Source organism: Hyphomonas chukchiensis (genome assembly GCF_000682695.1).
Classification (GTDB): domain Bacteria; phylum Pseudomonadota; class Alphaproteobacteria; order Caulobacterales; family Hyphomonadaceae; genus Hyphomonas; species Hyphomonas chukchiensis.
In genome coordinates this window covers 33,701-52,787 of sequence record NZ_AWFG01000096.1, presented here as the reverse complement: position 1 = coordinate 52,787, position 19,087 = coordinate 33,701, and the positions used below count along the sequence as shown (strand labels likewise).

Below are 19,087 nucleotides of genomic sequence, written 5' to 3'. Positions count from 1 at the left end.
ATGTGATATTTTGGATACACTGCCCCCAGGCCAGACAGCATGGTGCGGGCGGCCGGGCTTGAACCGGCAAGGCCTTGCGGCCGAGGGATTTTAAGTCCCTTGCGTATACCAATTTCGCCACGCCCGCGTGCCGATTGTGAGTATTCGTCGCCGCCGGGCTTGGCAAGCGCCAGCCCGGCCCGAGACTGTCAGGAAACCCGTTCAAACACGGCAGCAAGGCCCTGCCCGCCACCGATACACATGGTTTCGAGGCCGTAACGCGCTTCCTGCCGATCCATCTCGCGCAGCAGGGTCGTCAGAATTCGCACGCCCGTTGCGCCCACCGGGTGGCCCAGCGAAATGCCCGATCCATTGGGATTGAGGCGTTGCATGTCGCCATCCGAGAAGCCCAGCGCCTTGGTGCAGGCCAGAACCTGCGAGGCAAAAGCCTCGTTCAGCTCGATCACGTCGAGATCCTTGATCTCGATACCCGCCTGCTTCAGCGCCTTTTGCGTCGATGGCACCGGCCCGATGCCCATGACTTCCGGACCGACACCGGCGACAGACCAGGAGACGAGCCGCCCCAGCGGCTTCAGCCCGTATTTCTCCGCCGCTTCACGCGTGCAGACAATACACGCCGCCGCGCCATCATTCTGGCCGGACGCATTGCCCGCCGTGACGGTGGCATCCGGATCTGCCTTGCCCCTGATAGGCCGAAGGGACGAAAGTTTCTCCAGTGTGGAATCCGGGCGGATATGCTCATCCTCGACGACAACCGTGTCACCCTTACGGCCTTTCACGGTGAACGGAACGATCTCGTCGGCAAACTTGCCCGCTTTCTGGGCCGCTGCGGCTCTCTGATGTGAGGCGAGCGCGAATGCGTCCTGCGCTTCGCGGGTGATCTGGTAATCGCGGCGCAGATTTTCCGCCGTTTCGATCATGCCACCCGGAACCGGGTGGAACTTGCCGCCGGCCGTATAACGTCCGCGTGAGAGGCCATCCTGCAGCATCACGCCTTCGCCCTTGATGTCCCAGCGCATGTCGATCGAAAAGAAAGGCGCATTGGACATGCTCTCCGCTCCGCCCGCGAGGACGAGGTCGTTCGCGCCGGTCGCGACCTGCATTACCGCATTGATCACCGCCTGCAGGCCCGAGCCGCAACGCCGGTCGATCTGGTAACCGCCCGTTGTCGTGGTCAGGCCGGCGTCCAGCGCCACCATCCGCCCGAAGGCCGGGGCTTCCATGGTCGGATAGCATTGCGCAAACAGGCAGTCCTCGACCGCCTCGGCCGGCACGGAGGTCCGCGCCATGAGTTCGCGGATGACGTGGCTCGCCAGTTCGTGGGCATGAACGGTCTTGTAGGCCCCGCCAAAGCCCCCCACAGCCGTGCGAACAGGCTCACAGATTACGACGTCTCTCATTGGTGTTTCCTCAGTCTTCTAGTTCAGGCCACGGCCGCGTTCGGTGACCTTCTTGCGGGCCGCCTCGACGCTTTCGGCTGTGACGCTGGCGGCATGCGCAGCCGAGCGGCGGACCTCTTCCTTCAGGGCTTCGCCGAAAGGCATGGCGAACCCATCATCAATCATCTTCTTGTAACCGCGCAGCAGCACCGGATCACAGCTCGTCATCTCGTGCGCCATCTTGCGCGCGGCGGGAAGCAGCTCGTCGGCCTTGTAGACGCGGTTGACGAGGCCCCAGCGTTCAGCTGTCTCGGCATCAAGGAAGTTGCCGGTGAAGGACAGTTCCTTGGCGCGGCTCGTGCCGATCAGGCGGGACAGCTTCTGCGACAGGCCCCAGCCCGGCATGATGCCGACGCGGGCATGCGTGTCGGCGAACTTCGCGTTCTCGGAAGCCAGGAGCACGTCGCACATGAGCGCCAGTTCGAAGCCGCCCGTAATGGCAAAGCCATTGATCGCGCCGATCACCGGCCAGGGATATTCGCCGATAGCCTTCGCGATATCGATCGAACCGCCGTCAGCGCCGAGCGCAAAACCGGTCTCGCCCGCCTCTTTCAGGTCAACGCCTGCCGTGAAAGCGCGGCCTGCGCCCGTCAGGACAACAGCGCGGATTTCGGCATCGCCCTTCAGCTCCATGAAGACGCGGGAAATCTCGGTGCGCAGCGCGCGGCTGAGGGCGTTCAGCGCATCCGGCCGGTTCAGCGTGACAATGGCAACCGCGCCGTCGCGCTCAACCTGGATAATGTTCTCGGCCATGATGCCGTCTCCTTCTGATATGTGTTGGCGCTGGATCACGCCGGCCCGGTCAGGCTTTCCGTTTTCGGAAAAGATGAGCCACGGCAATGACCAGGGCGATAAGGGCGATCGCCGCAGCGAGGAAAAACAGCCCGAACTTGAGGGGCGTCAACCATGACTTTGCGTCAAGCGCATCCGCCGCGCCAGAGAGCGCCAGCGCCTGCACCGTGTTCTCTGTCAGGTCGACAATGATGGTCGCCAGCGCCGGCAAGGCCGTAAGTGGCCCGTATCGCCCGAAGAAGCGCAGCGCCATGGCCGCGAAAAACCCGCCATAGGCCAACGGGTAGGCTGTATCGAGCAGCACCGTGATCCAGAAATGCGCATTGCGCTGCGCCTCGGTCATCGCGGCGATCAGTGCGCGGCATCCTTCGCCCGTGGTGATTGTATCGAGATAGCGACCGCCAACGGCATCACTGAATAGCGCAAAGCACGGAAAGATCAGGAGCTGTGCAATGAACAGGCCCCAGATCACCGGCGTGCGCTTCAGGACGGCGATCATCCGGCCTCCTCCGTCAAGCGCTCCGGCGTGACGCCCGTGGCGGAGATGATGGCTTCCAACCGCTCGACGATCGTGTCGATCAGATCGGGATGAATCGTACTCGCCACGAGATGGACGCCATTGTCCCCAACCGACCGGAACCAGGGGTATGATCCGAAAGAGACGTTCGGCATCTCAACCGCCAGCGCGCCCAGCGGCTCCGCAATATCGCCCTCCCGCAGGCCGACGCCGCGAATGGTCACTTTATGCACAACGGCGCCCGTGCGAAGGCGCGGTCCGATATCTTCCAGCATGGCCCGGGCAACCTGCGGCACACCGGCCAGCGTGAACACGTTCTCCATCTGGAAGCCCGGCGCGCCCGACACCGGATTGGCGACGAGGCTTGCTCCATGCGGCACACGCGCCATGCGCCGGCGGGCGGGCGTGAACTCGGTCTTCATCTCGGCATAGCGCTCGGCCAGCATGGCGATGACTTCCGGATGCTCGCCAATACCGACGCCAAAGGCCGCCGCAATGGCGTCCGCCGTGATGTCATCATGCGTCGGGCCGATACCGCCCGTCGTGAAGACATAGGTGTATTCCGCGCGCAGGTCGTTCACCGCCTTGACGATGCTCGCCTGCACATCGGAAACGGTACGCGATTCAACAACCGGAATACCAAGCGGGCCGAGATAGGTGGCGATCTGCTGCAGGTTGATGTCGCGCGTGCGCCCCGAGAGGAGTTCGTCGCCAATCAGCAGCACAGCTGCGGTGGGTGGAGTTTCGGTCACTTGGCAAGTGCCTCATAGACGAGATCACCGGACTCCTTGCGGAAGGCATTATCCATGCTTCCCGCCGGGAATACCTGGACCATGCCGATAAAGAACAGGTCGTTGACCGGGTCGATCCAGAACCATGTGCCGGCGGCACCACCCCAGTAATAGGTTCCGGTTGGCATCAAAGTGCCCGTCGGGGCCGGATCCACCAGAACGCCGAAATCCAGTCCGAAGCCGTGTCCGGCCCGTTCCGGATTGACGCTGTTGCCATCCGAGAAGAGGTGGAAGGTTTCCGGCAGCACATTCGTGCGCATCAACTTCACGGTCTCGGGTTTCAGAATGCGTGTGCCGTTCAACTCGCCGCCATCCACAAGCATCTGGCAGAAACGGGCATAATCGGCGAGCGTCGAGACGAGCCCGTGCCCGCCCGCTTCCATGCCAAACGCGCCTTCGCGATAGGCAAAGCGCGGATCGTCCAGCGGCACCAGTTCGCCGGTTTCGGGCGAGTGTGTGAACACATCGGAAAACCTGTCGCGCTTTTCCTCAGGTACAAAGAAGGCTGTATCTGTCATGCCGAGCGGCGTGAAGATTGTCTCCTCCAGGTATTCCCCGAATGGCTTGCCCGAAATCTTCTGGACGATGTAGCCCTGGATATCGACGGCCGTGCTGTAGGACCAGTTGCTGCCCGGCTGGAACAGTAGCGGAATGCCGGCAACTTTGGGGATGTACGTGTCGAGATCCGGCGAGGCGAGCACGCCCTGTTCGCGGAACGCGGTGTTGACCGGGTCATCACCGCCAAGCCCATAACCGAAACCAGCCGTATGGCTCATCAGCTCGCGCATGGTCGGCACGTGATCCATATCTTCGACGATCATCTTGCCGTCCGCGTCCACTCCCTTCAGCACTTTGAGATCGGCAAACTCCGGTACGAATTTCGTGATCGGGTCGTCCAGGCTGAACGCGCCCTGCTCGTACAGCGTCATCAGGGCGACACCCGTAATCGGCTTGGACATGGAATAGATACGGAAGATCGTATCTTCCTTGATGGGCGCCTGATCGGCGGCGCGCATGATTCCATGCTCGTAATAGTGGGCCACGTGCCCATCCTTCACGAGCAGGGTCGATATGCCTTTGACGGCGCCGTCATCAACGGCTGCAGCCATGGCCGCATCCAGTGCCACAATGCCCGCCTGCGTGAACCCCTTGCCGGAGGCTGAGGCTTCAAGCGCGTCAAACGTCTTGTCAGCAGCAGGTGCTGGTGCGCCTGCCGCCTCCGCAGCGGGTGCCAGCGACGATGGGGCTGGCGCAGCTTCGGGCGCCGTGGCGGCGCAGGCAACTGCGGCCGCAAGAAGGAAGCTGGCCGCAAGGCTCTTCAGGTAGTGAGCAGGTTCTCTCATGGCGTTCGGCTCCCCTTTTGATTTTGCCGGAGGATAGCTCCCATCCCGGCCAAAGCAACAAGGAACCCAAGGGCAAGCGTCGGACTGAGGACACCGCCGGAACATCGGCCCACGCGGCGCATTCCCTTCAATGAACCCAAAAATTCCACAGCAAGGAGCGACTCATGAAACGTCATGCAACAGCCATCTGGAAAGGCGCCCTCAAGGACGGCACCGGCACGATCGACACCCAAAGCGGTGCCCTCAAGAGCCATGGCTATTCCTTCAAGGCCCGGTTCGAGGACGAGAGCGGCAAGTCCGGCACCAATCCGGAAGAATTGCTCGCCGCCGCCCATGCAGGCTGCTTCGCCATGCAACTCTCGGCCATGCTTGCTGACAATGGCACACCCGCCGACAAGCTCGATGCCAAGGCTGTCGTGACAGTCGAACCGAAAGACAGCGGCGGCTTCAAGATTACCAGCAGCGCCATTACCCTTGTCGGCAAGGTTCCGGGTGCCAGCGAAGCGGATTTCAAGGCGATTGCCACAAAGGCCAAGGAATCCTGCCCGGTCTCCGTGGCGCTTGGCGCCATCGACATCAGCCTGGATGCCAGTCTGGAAGCCTGATTTCACAGGGCGCGGGGTAGAAATTTTCCGCAATCACTGCCACATTGCGGCCCATAGACCGGAAAGCTACTTTCATGAATGACTCAACCGCCCTTCTTCCCATGCGCACTGGTGAAATCCGCATCCATGATGCGGAAGGCTTCGAAGGCATGCGCAAGGCCGGGCGGCTGGTCGCGGAATGCCTCGACATGCTCGTGGGCGAAGTGAAACCCGGTGTGACGACACAGTATCTGGATGATCTGGTGCGCGAGTTTGTGCTCGACCATGGCGCCCAGTCGGCGACGATCGGCTATCGCGGCTATCGCCACGCATCCTGCATCTCGCTCAATCACGTGATCTGCCACGGCATTCCAGGCCCCAAGCCTCTGAAGGAAGGAGACATCGCCAATATCGATGTGACCTGCATCCTCGATGGGTGGCACGGCGACCATTCGCGCATGTACGGCGTCGGCGAAGTGAAGCGGAAGGCGGAGCGCCTCATGGATGTCACGTATGAAGCCATGATGGCCGGCATCAGTGCCGTGAAGCCCGGCGCTCGTTTCGGCGACATTGGCGGCGCGATTTCCGAGATTGCCCGCTTGAACCGTCTCTCCGTGGTTGAAGATTTCTGCGGCCACGGCGTAGGACGTCTTTTTCATGACGAGCCGAACGTCGTTCACTCGTCCGACTATGGTACGGGCCCGGAACTCCGCCCCGGCATGTTTTTCACTATTGAGCCGATGCTGAACATCGGCCGCAAGGACGCTGCGATCCTGCCCGATGGCTGGACCGCCGTGACCCGCGACCGCCAGCTGTCGGCACAGTTCGAACATTCGGTGGGCGTCACCGAAACCGGCGTCGAGATCTTCACCAAATCCCCGAAGGGCCTGGATACGCCCCACACGGTCAAGCCATAGGCCATGCCGGGGGGCACAGAAGGCCAGCCTGATGCAAAGCCTCACTGGCAAGGCCATCGCGAGCGGTTGCGCGGCAAGCTGCTGAAGCGCGGTGCTGGAGCTCTCGAAGACTATGAAGTGCTTGAGGTCATCCTCATGGCCTTCATTCCCCGCCGCGACGTCAAACCCATCGCCAAAGCCCTGATGGCCCGTTTCGGCAGCCTGTCCGGCATTCTCGCTGCGCCCGGCGCTGACCTCGTGAAGGTGGAAGGCATCGGCGAAACCGTCGCCGCCTATCTCAAAGCCATCGCCGAACTTCAATCCCGCGCCTCCCGCGAGGAGATAAGCAAGCGCCCGGCGATTTCGTCGTGGAGTGCGCTGATTGATTATGTCCGCACTGAACTCCAGCACGAGAAGCGTGAACAGTTCCGCGTGCTCTTCCTTGACCGCAAGAACCAGCTGATCGCAGACGAAGTGATGGGACACGGAACGGTCGATCATGCCCCCGTCTACCCCCGCGAAATCGCCCGCCGTGCCCTCGAACTTCAGGCTTCAAGCCTCATACTGGTCCACAACCACCCCTCCGGCGATACGACGCCGTCGCGGGCGGATATCGATATGACGCGCGAGATTATCGACGTGCTCGATCCTTTCGATATTACGGTCCACGACCACCTCATCGCCGGCACAGGTGGCGTTACCAGCTTCCGCTCATCAGGCCTGATCTGAGACTGACGCCGCGATAATGCTTGCAGATGATCGGCAGGCCGTTACCGTGAGAAAAAATACACACGCGCCGTCAGATGCGCGGGAATCATTACAGGGAGGCTGACAGCGCATGAGCGACACAACCGCGTCGAACGGACAGATAACCGGGTTTGGTACAAAGGGTTACCGGTCCTATGTCCTGATCGCCTTGATGCTGATCTACACGCTGAACTTCATCGACCGAACACTCATTTCCGTTGTCGCCCAGCCGATTATCAACACGTTCAGCCTGAATGATACCCAGTGGGGCCTGCTGTCCGGTCCGCCTTTCGCGCTCTTCTACGCTTTGATGGGTATTCCGATCGCGATGTGGGCCGACCGCAGCAACCGTGTCATGGTGATTGCTGTCTGCGTGATCGTCTGGTCAATCATGACGGCGCTCTGCGGGATGGCGACGGGCTTTCTGTGGCTGCTCCTGTTCCGCGTCGGCGTGGCCGTTGGCGAAGCCGGCTGCACACCGCCCGCCAATTCAATCATCACGGATTATTACCCTCCCAAGAGCCGCGCCAACGCCATCGGCATCTATTCGATGGGCGTCACACTTGGCGGGGTTCTGGCGCAGCTGTTCGGTGGCACGATTGCCTCGATCAAGGGCGCCGACTTCGGCGCATGGATCGATTCCATCGGTCTCGGCTTCATGTTCTCGGGCATGGACTGGACCACAGTGGAAGGCTGGCGCATCGCATTCGTCGTTATCGGTGCACCCGGCGCAATCATTGCGCTCATCCTCTGGCTGACCATCAAGGAACCCCCGCGCGGCTATTCCGACCCACCGGATGCGGATCCCCTGCGCAAGGCCCCCTTCTTCGAGGCTTTCCAGGAATTCGGCGTGAAGCCAACCTTCTGGTGGCTGGCGCTTGGCGCAGCGCTGGTTGCGTTCGTCGGCTATGGCCTGATCAGTTTCCAGGCGCCCTTCCTGCAGCGCGTGCACGGCATTGGCGTTCGTGAAGCGGCGATCATGTATGGCGCGCCGCTGGCCGCCTTCGCTGCGTTCGGCACGTTTATCGGTGGCCTCCTCTCCGAGAAGCTCAGCGGCCGCTATCCTGCCGTTGTGGCCTGGCTGCCTGCCGTCGGCCTGCTCATCGCCGTGCCGGCCTATATCGCCGCCTTCTTCAGCCCCACGCTCACCATGGCGTTCGCGCTCTGGGCCATCGCGGCGGTGGGACATTATGCCTATCTCGGTGCGCAATATTCAGTCGGGACCGGCATTGTCAGCCCGCGTTCGCGCGCCACGACCATTGCAGTTCTGCTCCTCATCATAAGCCTGATCGGCAACGGCATTGGCCCGCTCTTTGTTGGCGCCATGAGTGACTTCTTCATGGCCCGCGAGATTGGCCTGTCAGGCTACGGAGACCTGGCGGCGACGTTCGATCCCAAGATGTGCGGGGCGAAAGTGCTCGAACTTGGTGAAGCCGGGCCGGCACTCTGTGCCGCCTATGGCAACGGCCTGCGCCAATCCATGGCGGCGACCGTTCTTGTCTTCATCGTCGCAGCGGGCTGCTACTACATGTCCAGCCGGACTTACCTGCGCGACCGCTACAACCCGGACGCCCATTGAGCCGGATCACCCTCGCCAAAACAATCTGACCTGCACTGACTGACTGGAGACGCCAATGACCGACGCCCCCACAGCCCGCCCGGGCCACGAAACCGGATTCCGAACACCGATGTACCGCGCCTATGTGCTGTCGTCGTTGCTGGTCGTGTACATCTTCAACTTCATCGACCGGTCGATCTTCGCGATCCTGACCGAGCCGATCAAGACGAGCCTCAGGCTCGAAGACTGGCACATGGGCCTGCTCGGCGGGCTGGCTTTCGCCATGTTCTATACGACACTCGGAATCCCGATCGCGCGCGTCGCGGAACGCAAGAGCCGCATGTTGATCATTCTCGCCTCGCTGACGATGTGGAGCCTGATGACCGTGCTCTGCGGTTTCGCGACAAGCTTCCTGACGCTCTTCATCTTCCGTCTGCTTGTAGGCGTTGGTGAGGCGGGCTGTACGCCTCCGGCGCAGTCCGTGATTGCAGACTATTTCAAGCCGACGAGCCGCGCGACCGCCGCCTCGATCTATGCGCTTGGCGTCCCGCTCGGCGGCATGCTCGCTGGCCTCTCCGCCGGACCGATCAATGACTATATCACGGGCCATAATGTCCACGCCTTGTTTGGTAACTGGGGCTGGACATGGGCCCAAAACCTGATTGCCTGGGAAAATGTCGAAGGCTGGCGGATTGCCTTCGTGGCCGTCGGCCTACCCGGCGTGATCTTCGCGATCATCATTGGGCTGACCGTCAAGGAGCCGCCACGCGGCTACAGCGATCCGCCCAACGCAAACAGCAAAAAAGCGCCGGACGGCTTCATTGTTGCCCTCAAGGGCCTGATGCGCAAACCCACCTATGTGCACGTCGTCACCGGCGCTGCGATTGCCTCTTTCGCGGGCTATGGCATCGCCGCTTTCTCCACCTCGTTCCTTTTGCGCACACACCACCTGACGCTGACTGAAGCAGCACTGATCTTCTCGCTGGTCCTCGGTCTCATGGCGGCCATAGGCGTCTTCCTGTCCGGCTTCCTCGCTGACAAACTCTCGAAGCGGTATCCAACGGCGCTATCCTGGATGCCAGCCCTCGGCATGGGACTCTCCGTGCCGCTCTACTGGATGGGCTATCTCAGCCCAACGGTTGCCATGATGATCCCGCCGCTCATGCTCGCAGCCATGTTGCACTACTTCTATCTCGGCCCGATGTATGCCGTCTCCGCAGGCGTCGTGGACAGCCGCACGCGCGCTACGGCCGTGGCGATCACGCTGTTCGCCGTAAACCTGATCGGTATCGGCCTCGGCCCGACGCTCGCCGGTGTGCTCTCGTCGGTGCTCAAATCCATGATGCTCTCAAACGCCGATCTCGGCCTGTCGATTGAGGCGTGCAAGATCGTCTCGGACCTTAGCGTGGAACAAGCCGCCGCCTGCACCAGTGCAAACGCACGCGGCCTGCAATGGACTATCGTGATCTTCGCCTCCCTCTATGGCTGGGCGGCAATCCATTATCTGCTCGCAGGCAAAACACTGCACCGTGACATGCTCTCGAAAACTGCTTAAGCCAGCCCTCCATGGCTGTTTATACTCACGTTTCCGACGAGGCGCTCGCCGCCTTCCTGGCTGAATACGACCTTGGCAATGCCCTCTCCTTCAAGGGCATTGCCGAAGGCGTGGAGAATTCGAACTATTTTCTTGAGACCTCAAAAGGGCGTTTCATCCTCACCCTGTTCGAGAAACGGGTGAAGGCTGACGACCTGCCCTTCTTTATCGGCGTGAAGCAGCATCTCGCCGCCAAGGGCTATCCGTGCCCCGAGCCCATCATGGGCAAGGACGGCAAGGCCCTGCGCACGCTGGAAGGCCGCGACGCGGTCATCACTTCCTTTCTCGAGGGCCTCTCACCACGCCGGCCGAATGTCGTTCAGTGCCGGGGACTGGGCGAAGGGCTCGCACGCATGCACGTCGCGCTCGCCGATTTCGGCATGACACGTGAGAATGCGCTGGGGCCTGCGTCATGGCCGAGGCTATGGGAAGGCCGCGCGGCGAACGCGGACGCCCTGCTGCATGGCCTTGCCGGGCGCATTGAGTCAGATATCGCCGCCATCGCCAAGGCCGATCCCGACAGCCTGCCCCTGCCGCGCGGCACGATCCATGCGGACCTGTTCCCGGACAATGCCTTCTTCCTCGGTGACGATTTCTCCGGTGCCATCGACTTCTATTTCGCCTGCACAGATGCCCTCGCCTATGACCTCGCCGTCTGCCTCAATGCCTGGGCGTTCGAGGATGGCGCAGCGGGCGAAGCAGCGGGCCTCCAGTTCAATTTCTCGAAGGGTGCGGCCCTGATCGCGGGCTATGAAAGCGTGCGCCCTCTGGAGCCTGCAGAGCGTGAGGCACTCCCAATCCTCGCGCGCGGCGCTGCCCTGCGTTTCTTCCTCACGCGCCTCGTCGACTGGACCGATACGCCTGAAGGCGCCCTCGTAAGGCCCAAGAATCCCCTCGAATATGCCGGACGCCTGTCCTTTCATCGCAAGGTGACCAGCGCCGCCGGCTATGGCGGGTGAGCTTCGCGAAGGGGCGCCATGTCGAACCAATCCGCTACGCCCGCCAGTCTCCCCACTCCCGCCTATGCTGACGGATCGCTACGCACGCATATCAAGCGTGTGAAACTCGGCCTGTTCCTCAGCTCCCTCGCAGCCTGTCTCGGGGTTTCGGTGATTGGCGGGCTCATGCTGGGGTTCGTGCACATCCTGCTCGGCGTATTTGGCATGAACGCTACGCAGCCCTTCCAAAGCACGCTCACGAGCGGCATCGTGACGGGCCTGCAACTGGCGGCACTCAATTTCGTCCTCTTCCTCGTAACGGTTCCTGCTGCATGGCTCGCCCTTGGCCTGTCGATCGGCCGGATGCCGCATCGCCGGATCGCCGCCCGCGCGCCCTATATCCGCTGGGGGGCCATATGGGGGGCGATCTTAGTGGGCGGGACGACCTTCGCCTTCGGCCTCATCGAGAGCATCCAGACAGGCATTGGCGCGCTGCTCTCCGGGGCAAGTGTTGGCGCGCTGGCAGGTGTCGGCTGTGGCTTCCTGTTCTACGCCATCGTGCGCCCCGCTGAGCAGCTGCGCGATGTCGACATCAGCGTCTTCTGAAGCAGGCTTGACGGCTCTCGCGAAGCCCATCACCTGAAGCCCATGACTGACTTGATCGAAATCTGGACGGATGGCGCCTGCAGCGGCAATCCCGGTCCCGGCGGCTGGGGCGCGCTGCTCATTGCAGGCGAAAACCGCAAGGAATTGTTCGGCGGCGAAAAGCAGACGACCAATAACCGTATGGAAATGATGGCCGCGATCGAGGCGCTGAATGCGCTGAAGCAGCCATCGAAAGTCACACTGCACGTGGATTCCACCTATGTGAAGGACGGCCTGACCAAGTGGATCAAGGGCTGGAAGCGCAACGGCTGGAAAACGGCCTCGAAACAGCCGGTGAAGAACCAGGACCTGTGGCAGGCGCTCGACGAAGCCTGCCAGCGCCACGACATCACCTGGAAATGGGTCAGAGGCCACGATGGCGACCCGGGCAACGAACGCGCCGACGAGCTGGCCCGCATGGGCACCGCGCAAGCGCGCGGCTAGGCCTTGGCGATTATCGCCTTGGCTGCAGCGGCAATGTCGGCAGGCGACAGCGCGTCCAGCTCCACAACCTGCACAGGCGTATCCTCGCGCCGCTTCCGGCTGCGCGCATAGAGCGGGTCATAGTGTTCCAGCATCAAGACTTCTGCCAGCTTGCGGTGATCGTCCGCATCCACAAGCGCCTGCCACTCAGCGATGGTTTCCTTCGAGTGAAGCGGCTTCAGCAAGTCCAATGAGCGCGCGACGCTTTCGTTGTCACTGACAGCATCCCCATAGGCCGACACGAGGAATGCACTGCGCGCGGTCGGCGGCACATGGATTTCCACCCGCGGCGCTGCCAGCATGCTGTGCCACAGGCGGCGCGGCACGCGGCGCAGGCCAACACGGGCCGATTCCGCCTCGACATAGATGGGCCGCGTCAGATCAAACTGGCGCAACTGGTCCCAGATCATGGTCTCAAACAGGCGTTGGGCCGGCTGCGGCAAATCATCGAATCCGCCAAAGGCAGAGCCGCGATGATTGGCAATACCCTCAAGGTCGATCACCTGTCCGCCCTGCTGCGCAATCTCGGTCAGGATGGCCGTCTTCCCGCTGCCGGTTGGGCCATCGACAAGGATAATGGGCAGTGGCGCCGCGTCCAGCTCAAGCCCGCCAACGACCTCTCGCCGCCAGGTCTTGTAGCCGCCCTTCACAAGACCCACGGGCCAGCCCACCGAGGACAGGATCGTCGCCATGGCGTTGGACCGCATGCCCCCACGCCAGCAATAGATCAGCGGGCGCCAGCCACGGGGCATATCGGCCAGCGCCGTATCGAGGTGACACGCGATATTTCGCGCCACTATGGCACCGCCGATACGGTTGGCGCGAAACGGGCTCTCCTGTTTGTAGATCGTGCCAACCACGGCCCGCTCGTCATTCGAGAGCACAGGCAGGCTGATTGCCCCAGGCAAATGGTCGTCGGCAAACTCGGCGGGCGAGCGCACATCGATGATGGCATCGAAGCGCGACAGGGTTTCGGGGCCAAGGTCGGTGACGGTTTCAAGATAAGGCATCGCTATCACGCTTAGCAGGTTTTCATTGCCTCGCCAGAGGCCCGCGCGCTAAGCCCATGGGGCAGAGTAGGACTTGAGACCATGCCCGACACCCAGACACCAGAACCGCTCCTCACATCGCTCGCCCATGGCGGGGGATGCGGCTGCAAGCTGGCGCCGAACGTGCTGGCGGATATCCTCAGCGAAATGCCGCTGGCGCTTGGCAGCTCCGACCTGATCGTGGATGCGGCCACCAGCGACGATGCGGCGGTCTACCGGGTAAACGAGACAACAGCTCTCGTCGCCACAACGGACTTCTTCACGCCCATCGTGGATGACCCGCACACGTTCGGCCGGATCGCAGCGACCAATGCCCTGTCGGACGTTTTTGCCATGGGCGCACGGCCGATCTTCTCGCTGGCCATTGTCGGCATGCCCATCGGCAAGATCTCCAACGAGACAATCCGGGCGATCCTCGCGGGCGGCCAATCTGTTGCAGAGACTGCAGGCGCCCCGATTGCGGGCGGGCATTCCATTGATGCCGCAGAGCCGATCTACGGCCTCGTGGCCCTCGGCCTCGTCCATCCGGACAAACTGCTGCTGAACTCGGGCGCACGGGCTGGCGACGTGTTGATCCTCGGCAAGCCGCTCGGCGTCGGCATCTATAGCGCCGCCCTGAAGCGCGGCATCATTGAAGACGCCGACTATGCCGAGATGATTGCCTCCACCACGCGCCTCAACACGCCCGGAACGGATCTCGCCGGCATGGCGGGCGTTCATGCTGCAACAGATGTTACAGGTTTCGGACTGCTTGGGCATCTTTCGGAAATGTGTCGGGGTGCTGGCCTCACAGGCGTTGTCGAGGCTGACCGGGTGCCGGTTTTCGACGGGGCGCGACGGTTGGCCGAAGCGGGCGTAAAGACGGGCGCTTCAGGCCGCAATTGGGACTCCGTGCGGACTTCTGTGACCGTTCAGCGACCGTTGAGCGCCCCTGAGCTGGATATTCTATGTGACCCGCAGACGAGTGGCGGCCTGTTGGTTTCCTGCTCAGCCGAAGCGGCCGAGAGCGTACTCGCCACATTCGAAAGACATGGCCACACCGGCGCAGCCGTCATCGGCCGGATGGAAACTGGCGTGTCCGGCGTGACTGTCGTCTGAAACCTAGCCGGTCGGCGTAGCAGGCTCTTCAGGTGTTTCCACCGGCGGGCCGAACTTGCACTCGTCCACATCGTCACCCTTCTCCGTGCCGCCAACGCGGGCCAGCGCATCCTTGATGTCGAGCCAGAGATGGTCGTCCGCCGCGCAGGCCTGCGCGAAGTGGAAGACATTGCGCATGCTCTCGGTCTCGAAGTCGAGTGAACCAGCGAACGGCATGGCCGCCGGTATGCTGGCATATTTCAGGTTCATGCCATGCTGCTGCGCGAACGAGGCTGTCAGCACCAGTTCCGTGCGCGCCATGTACATCAGGACGACAGAAAACCCGCGCATCGTGATCGGCACGGTACTCACTGGCGTTGCGTGCGGCAGCGTAGCCAGCTGGCCATTGATGATGACGTAGATGTTCACGTCCTTCAGGTCTTCGAGCTTCTCATCCGTGATGAAGGCGGCATGCGGCGCAATGAAGAAGGGCACGGTCGTGCCGCCATCCACATGCATTTCCTGATACGCCCCATTGTCGGCATCAACGTCAAACATGACGGGCGGGAACACGCCCGGCACGCTGGACGAGGCAACCAGCACATTGATGAACAGCTCGCGCGCCTTCTCGCCGCCTTGCTGCGCAATCGCGCCAAGATCCCAGATGACAGGTTCCTCGCTGTCGAGATTGGTCGTCGCGGCCAGCAGGATGCGACCCTTGGCGCTTTCGCGGGCGACGGCCTCGACCAGCTCCGGCGTCACATAATGCTCGACCAATTCACGCAGGGACGTGTCGTCGTACACCCCCACGCGGAACATTGTGCCGATGCCAGGACGGCCCAGCAGGTTGGAACTCATCCCGCCAACATAGGCTTCGGTCAGCTCGTCGTCCCATTCCGGGCCGAGGAAGGCAAAAGGTGCGATCAGGGCGCCCGTGCTGACGCCGGTAACAATCTCGAATTCGGGCCGCTTGCCGGAATAGGTCATCCCGACAACCGCGCCCGCGCCGAATGCCCCGCCGGCCCCGCCGCCGGAAAGCGCAAGAATATCAATCGCATCATTGCCGGGTCGCGCCTGCAGGCGTTTGATCGTCTTCGACATGCGTTCGATGAAGGCCTCGCCATCGCCGCCCGACATGCGCACATCGGGGCTGAAACCGGCGACATAGGCGTGTTGCGTGAGGTCCTGGACCGGCGCGTCTCCGCGCACGAGCGTCACGCACCCGGCAAGCAGCAGCGGCGCAAGAAGGACGGCGGAAAATTTGCGAAGGATCATGGCCGGGCTCTCATTATCACTATCCCCAAGTCTACAGAGACACATACGCGCGAAATTTGAAGACATTTTGCGGCGCTGCAAAAAAACATGTTCCCGGATGCAAGAAAGCCCGGCTGCAATAGCCGGGCTTCTCGAAACTTTGGGCATTCAGAGCGCGGTTCAGGCCGCCTCTTCAACCTCGTTGGAACGTGAGCTCGGGCGCGGATCGCGCAGCACATAGCCACGGCCCCAGACGGTTTCGATATAATGCTGGCCACCAGTGGCCTGCTGCAGCTTCTTGCGGAGCTTACAGATGAACACGTCGATGATCTTCAGCTCAGGCTCGTCCATGCCGCCATAAAGGTGGTTGAGGAACATTTCCTTGGTGAGCGTCGTGCCCTTGCGCAGGGAAAGCAGCTCGAACATCTGGTATTCCTTGCCGGTCAGGTGGACGCGCTCGTCATCCACTTCGACCGTCTTGGCATCAAGATTGACCAGGATTTCGCCGGTGCGGATGACGCTTTCAGCGTGACCCTTGGAGCGACGCACGATCGCCGTGATACGGGCAATCAGCTCATCCTTGTTGAATGGCTTGGTGAGATAGTCGTCAGCGCCGTAGCCAAGCGTTTTCACCTTTGCTTCGATGTCAGGGTTACCCGAGAGGATCATGACAGGCGTGTTCACACGGCCCATACGGAGCTGTTTCAACACTTCGTAGCCGGAAATATCCGGCAGCGACAGGTCGAGAACGATCATGTCGTATTCGTAGACTTTGCCGAGATCGACACCTTCTTCACCAAGGTCGGTGGTGTAGATGTTGAAGCCAGCAGCCTTCAACATCAGCTCGATAGAACGCGCTACGGCGCTATCGTCTTCAATTAATAGGACGCGCATCGCTCGTCTCCCGAATCAGCCTACGACAAACCTAGTCGCTTTGTTTAACCTTGTGAATCCTACAGGCGCTTCCTTTAACGAAGGTTAACGGTATGTGCGGATTCCCTTGTGTAATTCCACTTTATTCACACTGATTAATAGCCAAGCTCTGCCGCTGGGGCATTGCCTATCAGCATCTGGGAGATGGCGATCGCATCCTGGATCGGCTGTGCTTGCTGGTCAGTAGAGATCAGCGTCTTCTGGCAACGGATGGCATCACGCACCTTCGGATCGCGCATAACGATACCGGCGAGGTGTGGACGGAATCCCAAGAAAGTCTGACAGGCTCGCGCAATGGCTTCATACGTGCGCTGGCCAGCGGCCCGTGTATCGGCCTGGTTAATGCAGATCACGGGCTCAACATTTGGTGCGTAGCCACGCAGCACCTTGATGAACGCATAAGCGTCCGTCATCGATGTTGGCTCGTCAGTGATAACCATCAACGCCTTGTCGGCCGCGCGGGCGAGACGCATGCAGTTGGCCTCGATACCGGCACCAAGGTCGAGCACGACCTGATCATATTGCAGGGCAAGCGCCGAGAGACCCGCAGCGAGACGCGCAACTTCCTCCGGTGGCAGTTCGGCGAGCGCGCCTGAGCCTGATCGGCCCGGCAGCACATCAAAGCCGCCGCCTGCCGCACCGCCATCAACCGGGGTCACCGCGTCGTCGAGTTCAACCCAGCCAGCAATCACGGCGGCCAGATCGGTCTCAGGTGCGATGCCAAGCTGAACGTCGACATTGGCGAGGCCAAGGTCGCCATCCACCAGCAATGTTCGCTTGCCAGCCTGGGCAAAGGCCGAGGCGAGCGTGATGGCCATGAAGGTTTTGCCGACACCGCCCTTGCCACTGGCAACAGCGATGATCGAGGCGGGTGCCACGCGTGGGGTCGGTCGCGCTTGCGGCCGATCCTGGGATTTTCGAAGCATGAAACTCATAGGGCTACGCGGCTCCTTTCATGGCGATGACATCGCCGGGGGCGTCTTCCATCAAGAGAGCGGCCAGGCGCGACGGCGCGGCCGGTACCAGGCCGCCGCCGATAAACGGCGTCACGGCCAAATGCGAAAAGGCGATGCCGGCAGACGACAACGCGGAGATGGAGCCACCGCGGCGGCGGACAACATCAAGCTTGGTGAGGATGGCCCGTTTCACACCGGCACGGGCATAGCACTTGGCCGCCTCGGCCTGGTCTTCAGGGTGGCCTTCCGCTGAGAGGACAAGCACGGGCTCAGCGCGGATGACCGAAATGAGGTCCTGCAGGCTCGCCATGTCGTCTTCGTCGAAAGGATTGATGGCAGGCATGTCGATGATGCAGCGGCGGTTCTGGGCGCGCAGGGTACGGAGCGTCGCGAACAGGGCGTCCGGCGTTTGTACACTGCGGATCTGGTCCTGCTCGAGCTCGAGATAGGCGGCAAGTTGCTGGCCACCGGCGGTGCCATCAAGATCGGCTGCGACGGGCATGACCTCGCAACGTGCAACGGCGGCGCGGCGGGTCAGCTTTGCGGCGGTTGCTGTACGGCCATGGCCGGGAGGACCAACGAGAACGATATCGCGATCAAGGCGCGGCAGGATCGGGTCGCAGGCAACAAGGCGCGAGACGCCTTCCGCAATTGCATCTTCCGGATCGGTAAACTGGACGCCATTGCGGCCTGCACTTTCGGCGGCCACGCGGTCAGCGAAGCGCTGTGGCGCCCCATGCCAGAGGAGGGCATCGCGAACGCGGCTGAACAGCGGGTTTTCAATGCCACGGCCATGACCACCGCCACTTCCGCGCGCTTCGCGCAGGAACAGGGGCTCATTGGGCACCATGCCACCGCCCATCTTGTCGGTTGCGGCGCGCACTTCCACGCCGCCGTCAATCTCGCGCTCCGACAGAATAACCGCGTCGGCGCCCATCTCGGCGAATATCATCGCCTTGGCGGCCTCGAAGGACTCGGCTGCGAACATCTTCATGCGCATAGGTGCGGCATCCTCGTAACTTGTGGACCTTCCCGCGCAGCCCTCACCACGTGACAGGTCGGTTCCTGAACACGTTTAGTTAACGCCCGAAAAGGTTAACAAAAGCCTGTGATGAGTTAGGATTTACCATACATGACAGCAGATTCACGAAAGTCCCCGTTTACTCACAGGGCAGCCTTCGCAGCATGCAAGGATTTATCAGGCGCCTAGGCGGCGGCCCGTTCGTCGACGATTTCGGACAGGGTGACGCCCAACTGGCCATCTGCGACCACGAGACGGCCACGCGCCATCAGGCGGTCGGACACGTAAATGTCGATCATTTCATTGGTGCGCCGCTCAAGGGCGACAATCTCGCCGGGTGAGAGGGCCATCAGTTCCTCGATCGGCATGCGCACTTCGCCCAGCACGACATCGACGCGCACGGGCACGTCCATCAGTGACTTTTCAAGGGCGGGATTGGCAGGTTGCATGGGCCGGACGATTCCTTGGGA

Annotated in this window: 20 protein-coding genes and 1 tRNA gene; 9 read left to right on the top strand and 12 right to left on the bottom strand. The window is 61.8% G+C overall.

Annotation, left to right across the window (positions count from 1 at the left end; all coding sequences use genetic code 11):
- Nucleotides 1-40 precede the first annotated feature (40 nt).
- The 6 genes from HY30_RS18470 to HY30_RS18445 form a co-directional block, all read right to left on the bottom strand.
- Nucleotides 41-127 (bottom strand) — tRNA-Leu (locus tag HY30_RS18470).
- A 61-nt stretch (nucleotides 128-188) separates the two neighbouring features.
- Entirely contained in the window at nucleotides 189-1,400 is a 1,212-nt protein-coding gene (locus HY30_RS18465) for an acetyl-CoA C-acetyltransferase (RefSeq protein ID WP_034744607.1), read from the bottom strand.
- 18 nt (nucleotides 1,401-1,418) lie between these two features.
- A complete protein-coding gene (locus HY30_RS18460) occupies nucleotides 1,419-2,192 on the bottom strand; it encodes an enoyl-CoA hydratase (RefSeq protein ID WP_081812369.1) in 774 nt (257 codons plus the stop codon).
- A 49-nt stretch (nucleotides 2,193-2,241) separates the two neighbouring features.
- Complete coding sequence (locus tag HY30_RS18455) at nucleotides 2,242-2,730, bottom strand: hypothetical protein (RefSeq protein ID WP_034744605.1); 489 nt, start codon at nucleotides 2,728-2,730, stop codon at nucleotides 2,242-2,244.
- Nucleotides 2,727-3,500 (bottom strand): competence/damage-inducible protein A, encoded by a 774-nt coding sequence (locus HY30_RS18450; protein ID WP_034744602.1) that lies wholly within the window; start codon nucleotides 3,498-3,500, stop codon nucleotides 2,727-2,729. Before HY30_RS18450 ends, HY30_RS18455 begins: the two co-directional genes overlap by 4 nt.
- Nucleotides 3,497-4,882, bottom strand: a complete 1,386-nt coding sequence (locus HY30_RS18445) for a serine hydrolase domain-containing protein (RefSeq protein WP_051615717.1) — start codon at nucleotides 4,880-4,882, stop codon at nucleotides 3,497-3,499. Before HY30_RS18445 ends, HY30_RS18450 begins: the two co-directional genes overlap by 4 nt.
- 164 nt (nucleotides 4,883-5,046) lie before the next feature.
- Between HY30_RS18445 and HY30_RS18440 the strand changes: the two genes are divergently transcribed.
- The 8 genes from HY30_RS18440 to rnhA all read left to right on the top strand — a co-directional run bounded on the left by HY30_RS18440 (nucleotide 5,047) and on the right by rnhA (nucleotide 12,288).
- Nucleotides 5,047-5,487, top strand: coding sequence for an OsmC family protein (locus HY30_RS18440; protein ID WP_034744599.1), 441 nt, complete (start codon nucleotides 5,047-5,049; stop codon nucleotides 5,485-5,487).
- A 74-nt stretch (nucleotides 5,488-5,561) separates the two neighbouring features.
- A complete protein-coding gene (gene map / locus HY30_RS18435; RefSeq protein ID WP_034744597.1) occupies nucleotides 5,562-6,383 on the top strand; it encodes a type I methionyl aminopeptidase in 822 nt (273 codons plus the stop codon).
- A gap of 3 nt (nucleotides 6,384-6,386) precedes the next feature.
- Nucleotides 6,387-7,091, top strand: a complete 705-nt coding sequence (radC, locus tag HY30_RS18430; protein ID WP_034744594.1) for a RadC family protein — start codon at nucleotides 6,387-6,389, stop codon at nucleotides 7,089-7,091.
- Between the two features lie 109 nt (nucleotides 7,092-7,200).
- Nucleotides 7,201-8,688 carry a spinster family MFS transporter gene (locus HY30_RS18425; RefSeq protein ID WP_034744591.1) on the top strand — a complete coding sequence of 496 codons (1,488 nt, stop codon included), beginning with the start codon at nucleotides 7,201-7,203 and terminating at the stop codon, nucleotides 8,686-8,688.
- Between the two features lie 55 nt (nucleotides 8,689-8,743).
- Nucleotides 8,744-10,222 (top strand): spinster family MFS transporter, encoded by a 1,479-nt coding sequence (locus tag HY30_RS18420; RefSeq protein WP_034744587.1) that lies wholly within the window; start codon nucleotides 8,744-8,746, stop codon nucleotides 10,220-10,222.
- Nucleotides 10,223-10,233: 11 nt separating this feature from the next.
- A complete protein-coding gene (locus HY30_RS18415; protein WP_034744584.1) occupies nucleotides 10,234-11,220 on the top strand; it encodes a homoserine kinase in 987 nt (328 codons plus the stop codon).
- Between the two features lie 18 nt (nucleotides 11,221-11,238).
- Nucleotides 11,239-11,805 (top strand): hypothetical protein, encoded by a 567-nt coding sequence (locus HY30_RS18410; RefSeq protein WP_034744581.1) that lies wholly within the window; start codon nucleotides 11,239-11,241, stop codon nucleotides 11,803-11,805.
- Nucleotides 11,806-11,847: 42 nt separating this feature from the next.
- Nucleotides 11,848-12,288 (top strand): ribonuclease HI, encoded by a 441-nt coding sequence (gene rnhA / locus HY30_RS18405; protein ID WP_034744577.1) that lies wholly within the window; start codon nucleotides 11,848-11,850, stop codon nucleotides 12,286-12,288.
- Here the strand turns inward: rnhA and mnmH are convergent.
- Entirely contained in the window at nucleotides 12,285-13,337 is a 1,053-nt protein-coding gene (mnmH, locus tag HY30_RS18400) for a tRNA 2-selenouridine(34) synthase MnmH (RefSeq protein WP_034744574.1), read from the bottom strand. The genes rnhA and mnmH overlap by 4 nt on opposite strands.
- Nucleotides 13,338-13,418: 81 nt before the next feature.
- On the opposite strand from mnmH, the gene selD reads away from it, so the two are divergent.
- Complete coding sequence (gene selD, locus HY30_RS18395; protein WP_034744571.1) at nucleotides 13,419-14,474, top strand: selenide, water dikinase SelD; 1,056 nt, start codon at nucleotides 13,419-13,421, stop codon at nucleotides 14,472-14,474.
- Between the two features lie 3 nt (nucleotides 14,475-14,477).
- Here selD and HY30_RS18390 read toward each other — a convergent pair whose 3' ends face one another.
- The 5 genes from HY30_RS18390 to HY30_RS18370 all read right to left on the bottom strand — a co-directional run bounded on the left by HY30_RS18390 (nucleotide 14,478) and on the right by HY30_RS18370 (nucleotide 19,066).
- Nucleotides 14,478-15,728: a patatin-like phospholipase family protein gene (locus HY30_RS18390; RefSeq protein WP_051615715.1), complete on the bottom strand. Its 1,251-nt coding sequence runs from the start codon at nucleotides 15,726-15,728 to the stop codon at nucleotides 14,478-14,480.
- A 159-nt stretch (nucleotides 15,729-15,887) separates the two neighbouring features.
- Nucleotides 15,888-16,601, bottom strand: coding sequence for a response regulator transcription factor CtrA (gene ctrA, locus HY30_RS18385; protein WP_034744568.1), 714 nt, complete (start codon nucleotides 16,599-16,601; stop codon nucleotides 15,888-15,890).
- Between the two features lie 134 nt (nucleotides 16,602-16,735).
- Complete coding sequence (locus tag HY30_RS18380) at nucleotides 16,736-17,575, bottom strand: nucleotide-binding protein (protein ID WP_034744565.1); 840 nt, start codon at nucleotides 17,573-17,575, stop codon at nucleotides 16,736-16,738.
- Nucleotides 17,576-17,579: 4 nt separating this feature from the next.
- A complete protein-coding gene (locus HY30_RS18375) occupies nucleotides 17,580-18,596 on the bottom strand; it encodes a flagellar biosynthesis protein FlhF (protein WP_034744563.1) in 1,017 nt (338 codons plus the stop codon).
- Between the two features lie 206 nt (nucleotides 18,597-18,802).
- Nucleotides 18,803-19,066, bottom strand: coding sequence for a FliM/FliN family flagellar motor switch protein (locus HY30_RS18370; RefSeq protein ID WP_034744562.1), 264 nt, complete (start codon nucleotides 19,064-19,066; stop codon nucleotides 18,803-18,805).
- Nucleotides 19,067-19,087: the final 21 nt, after the last annotated feature.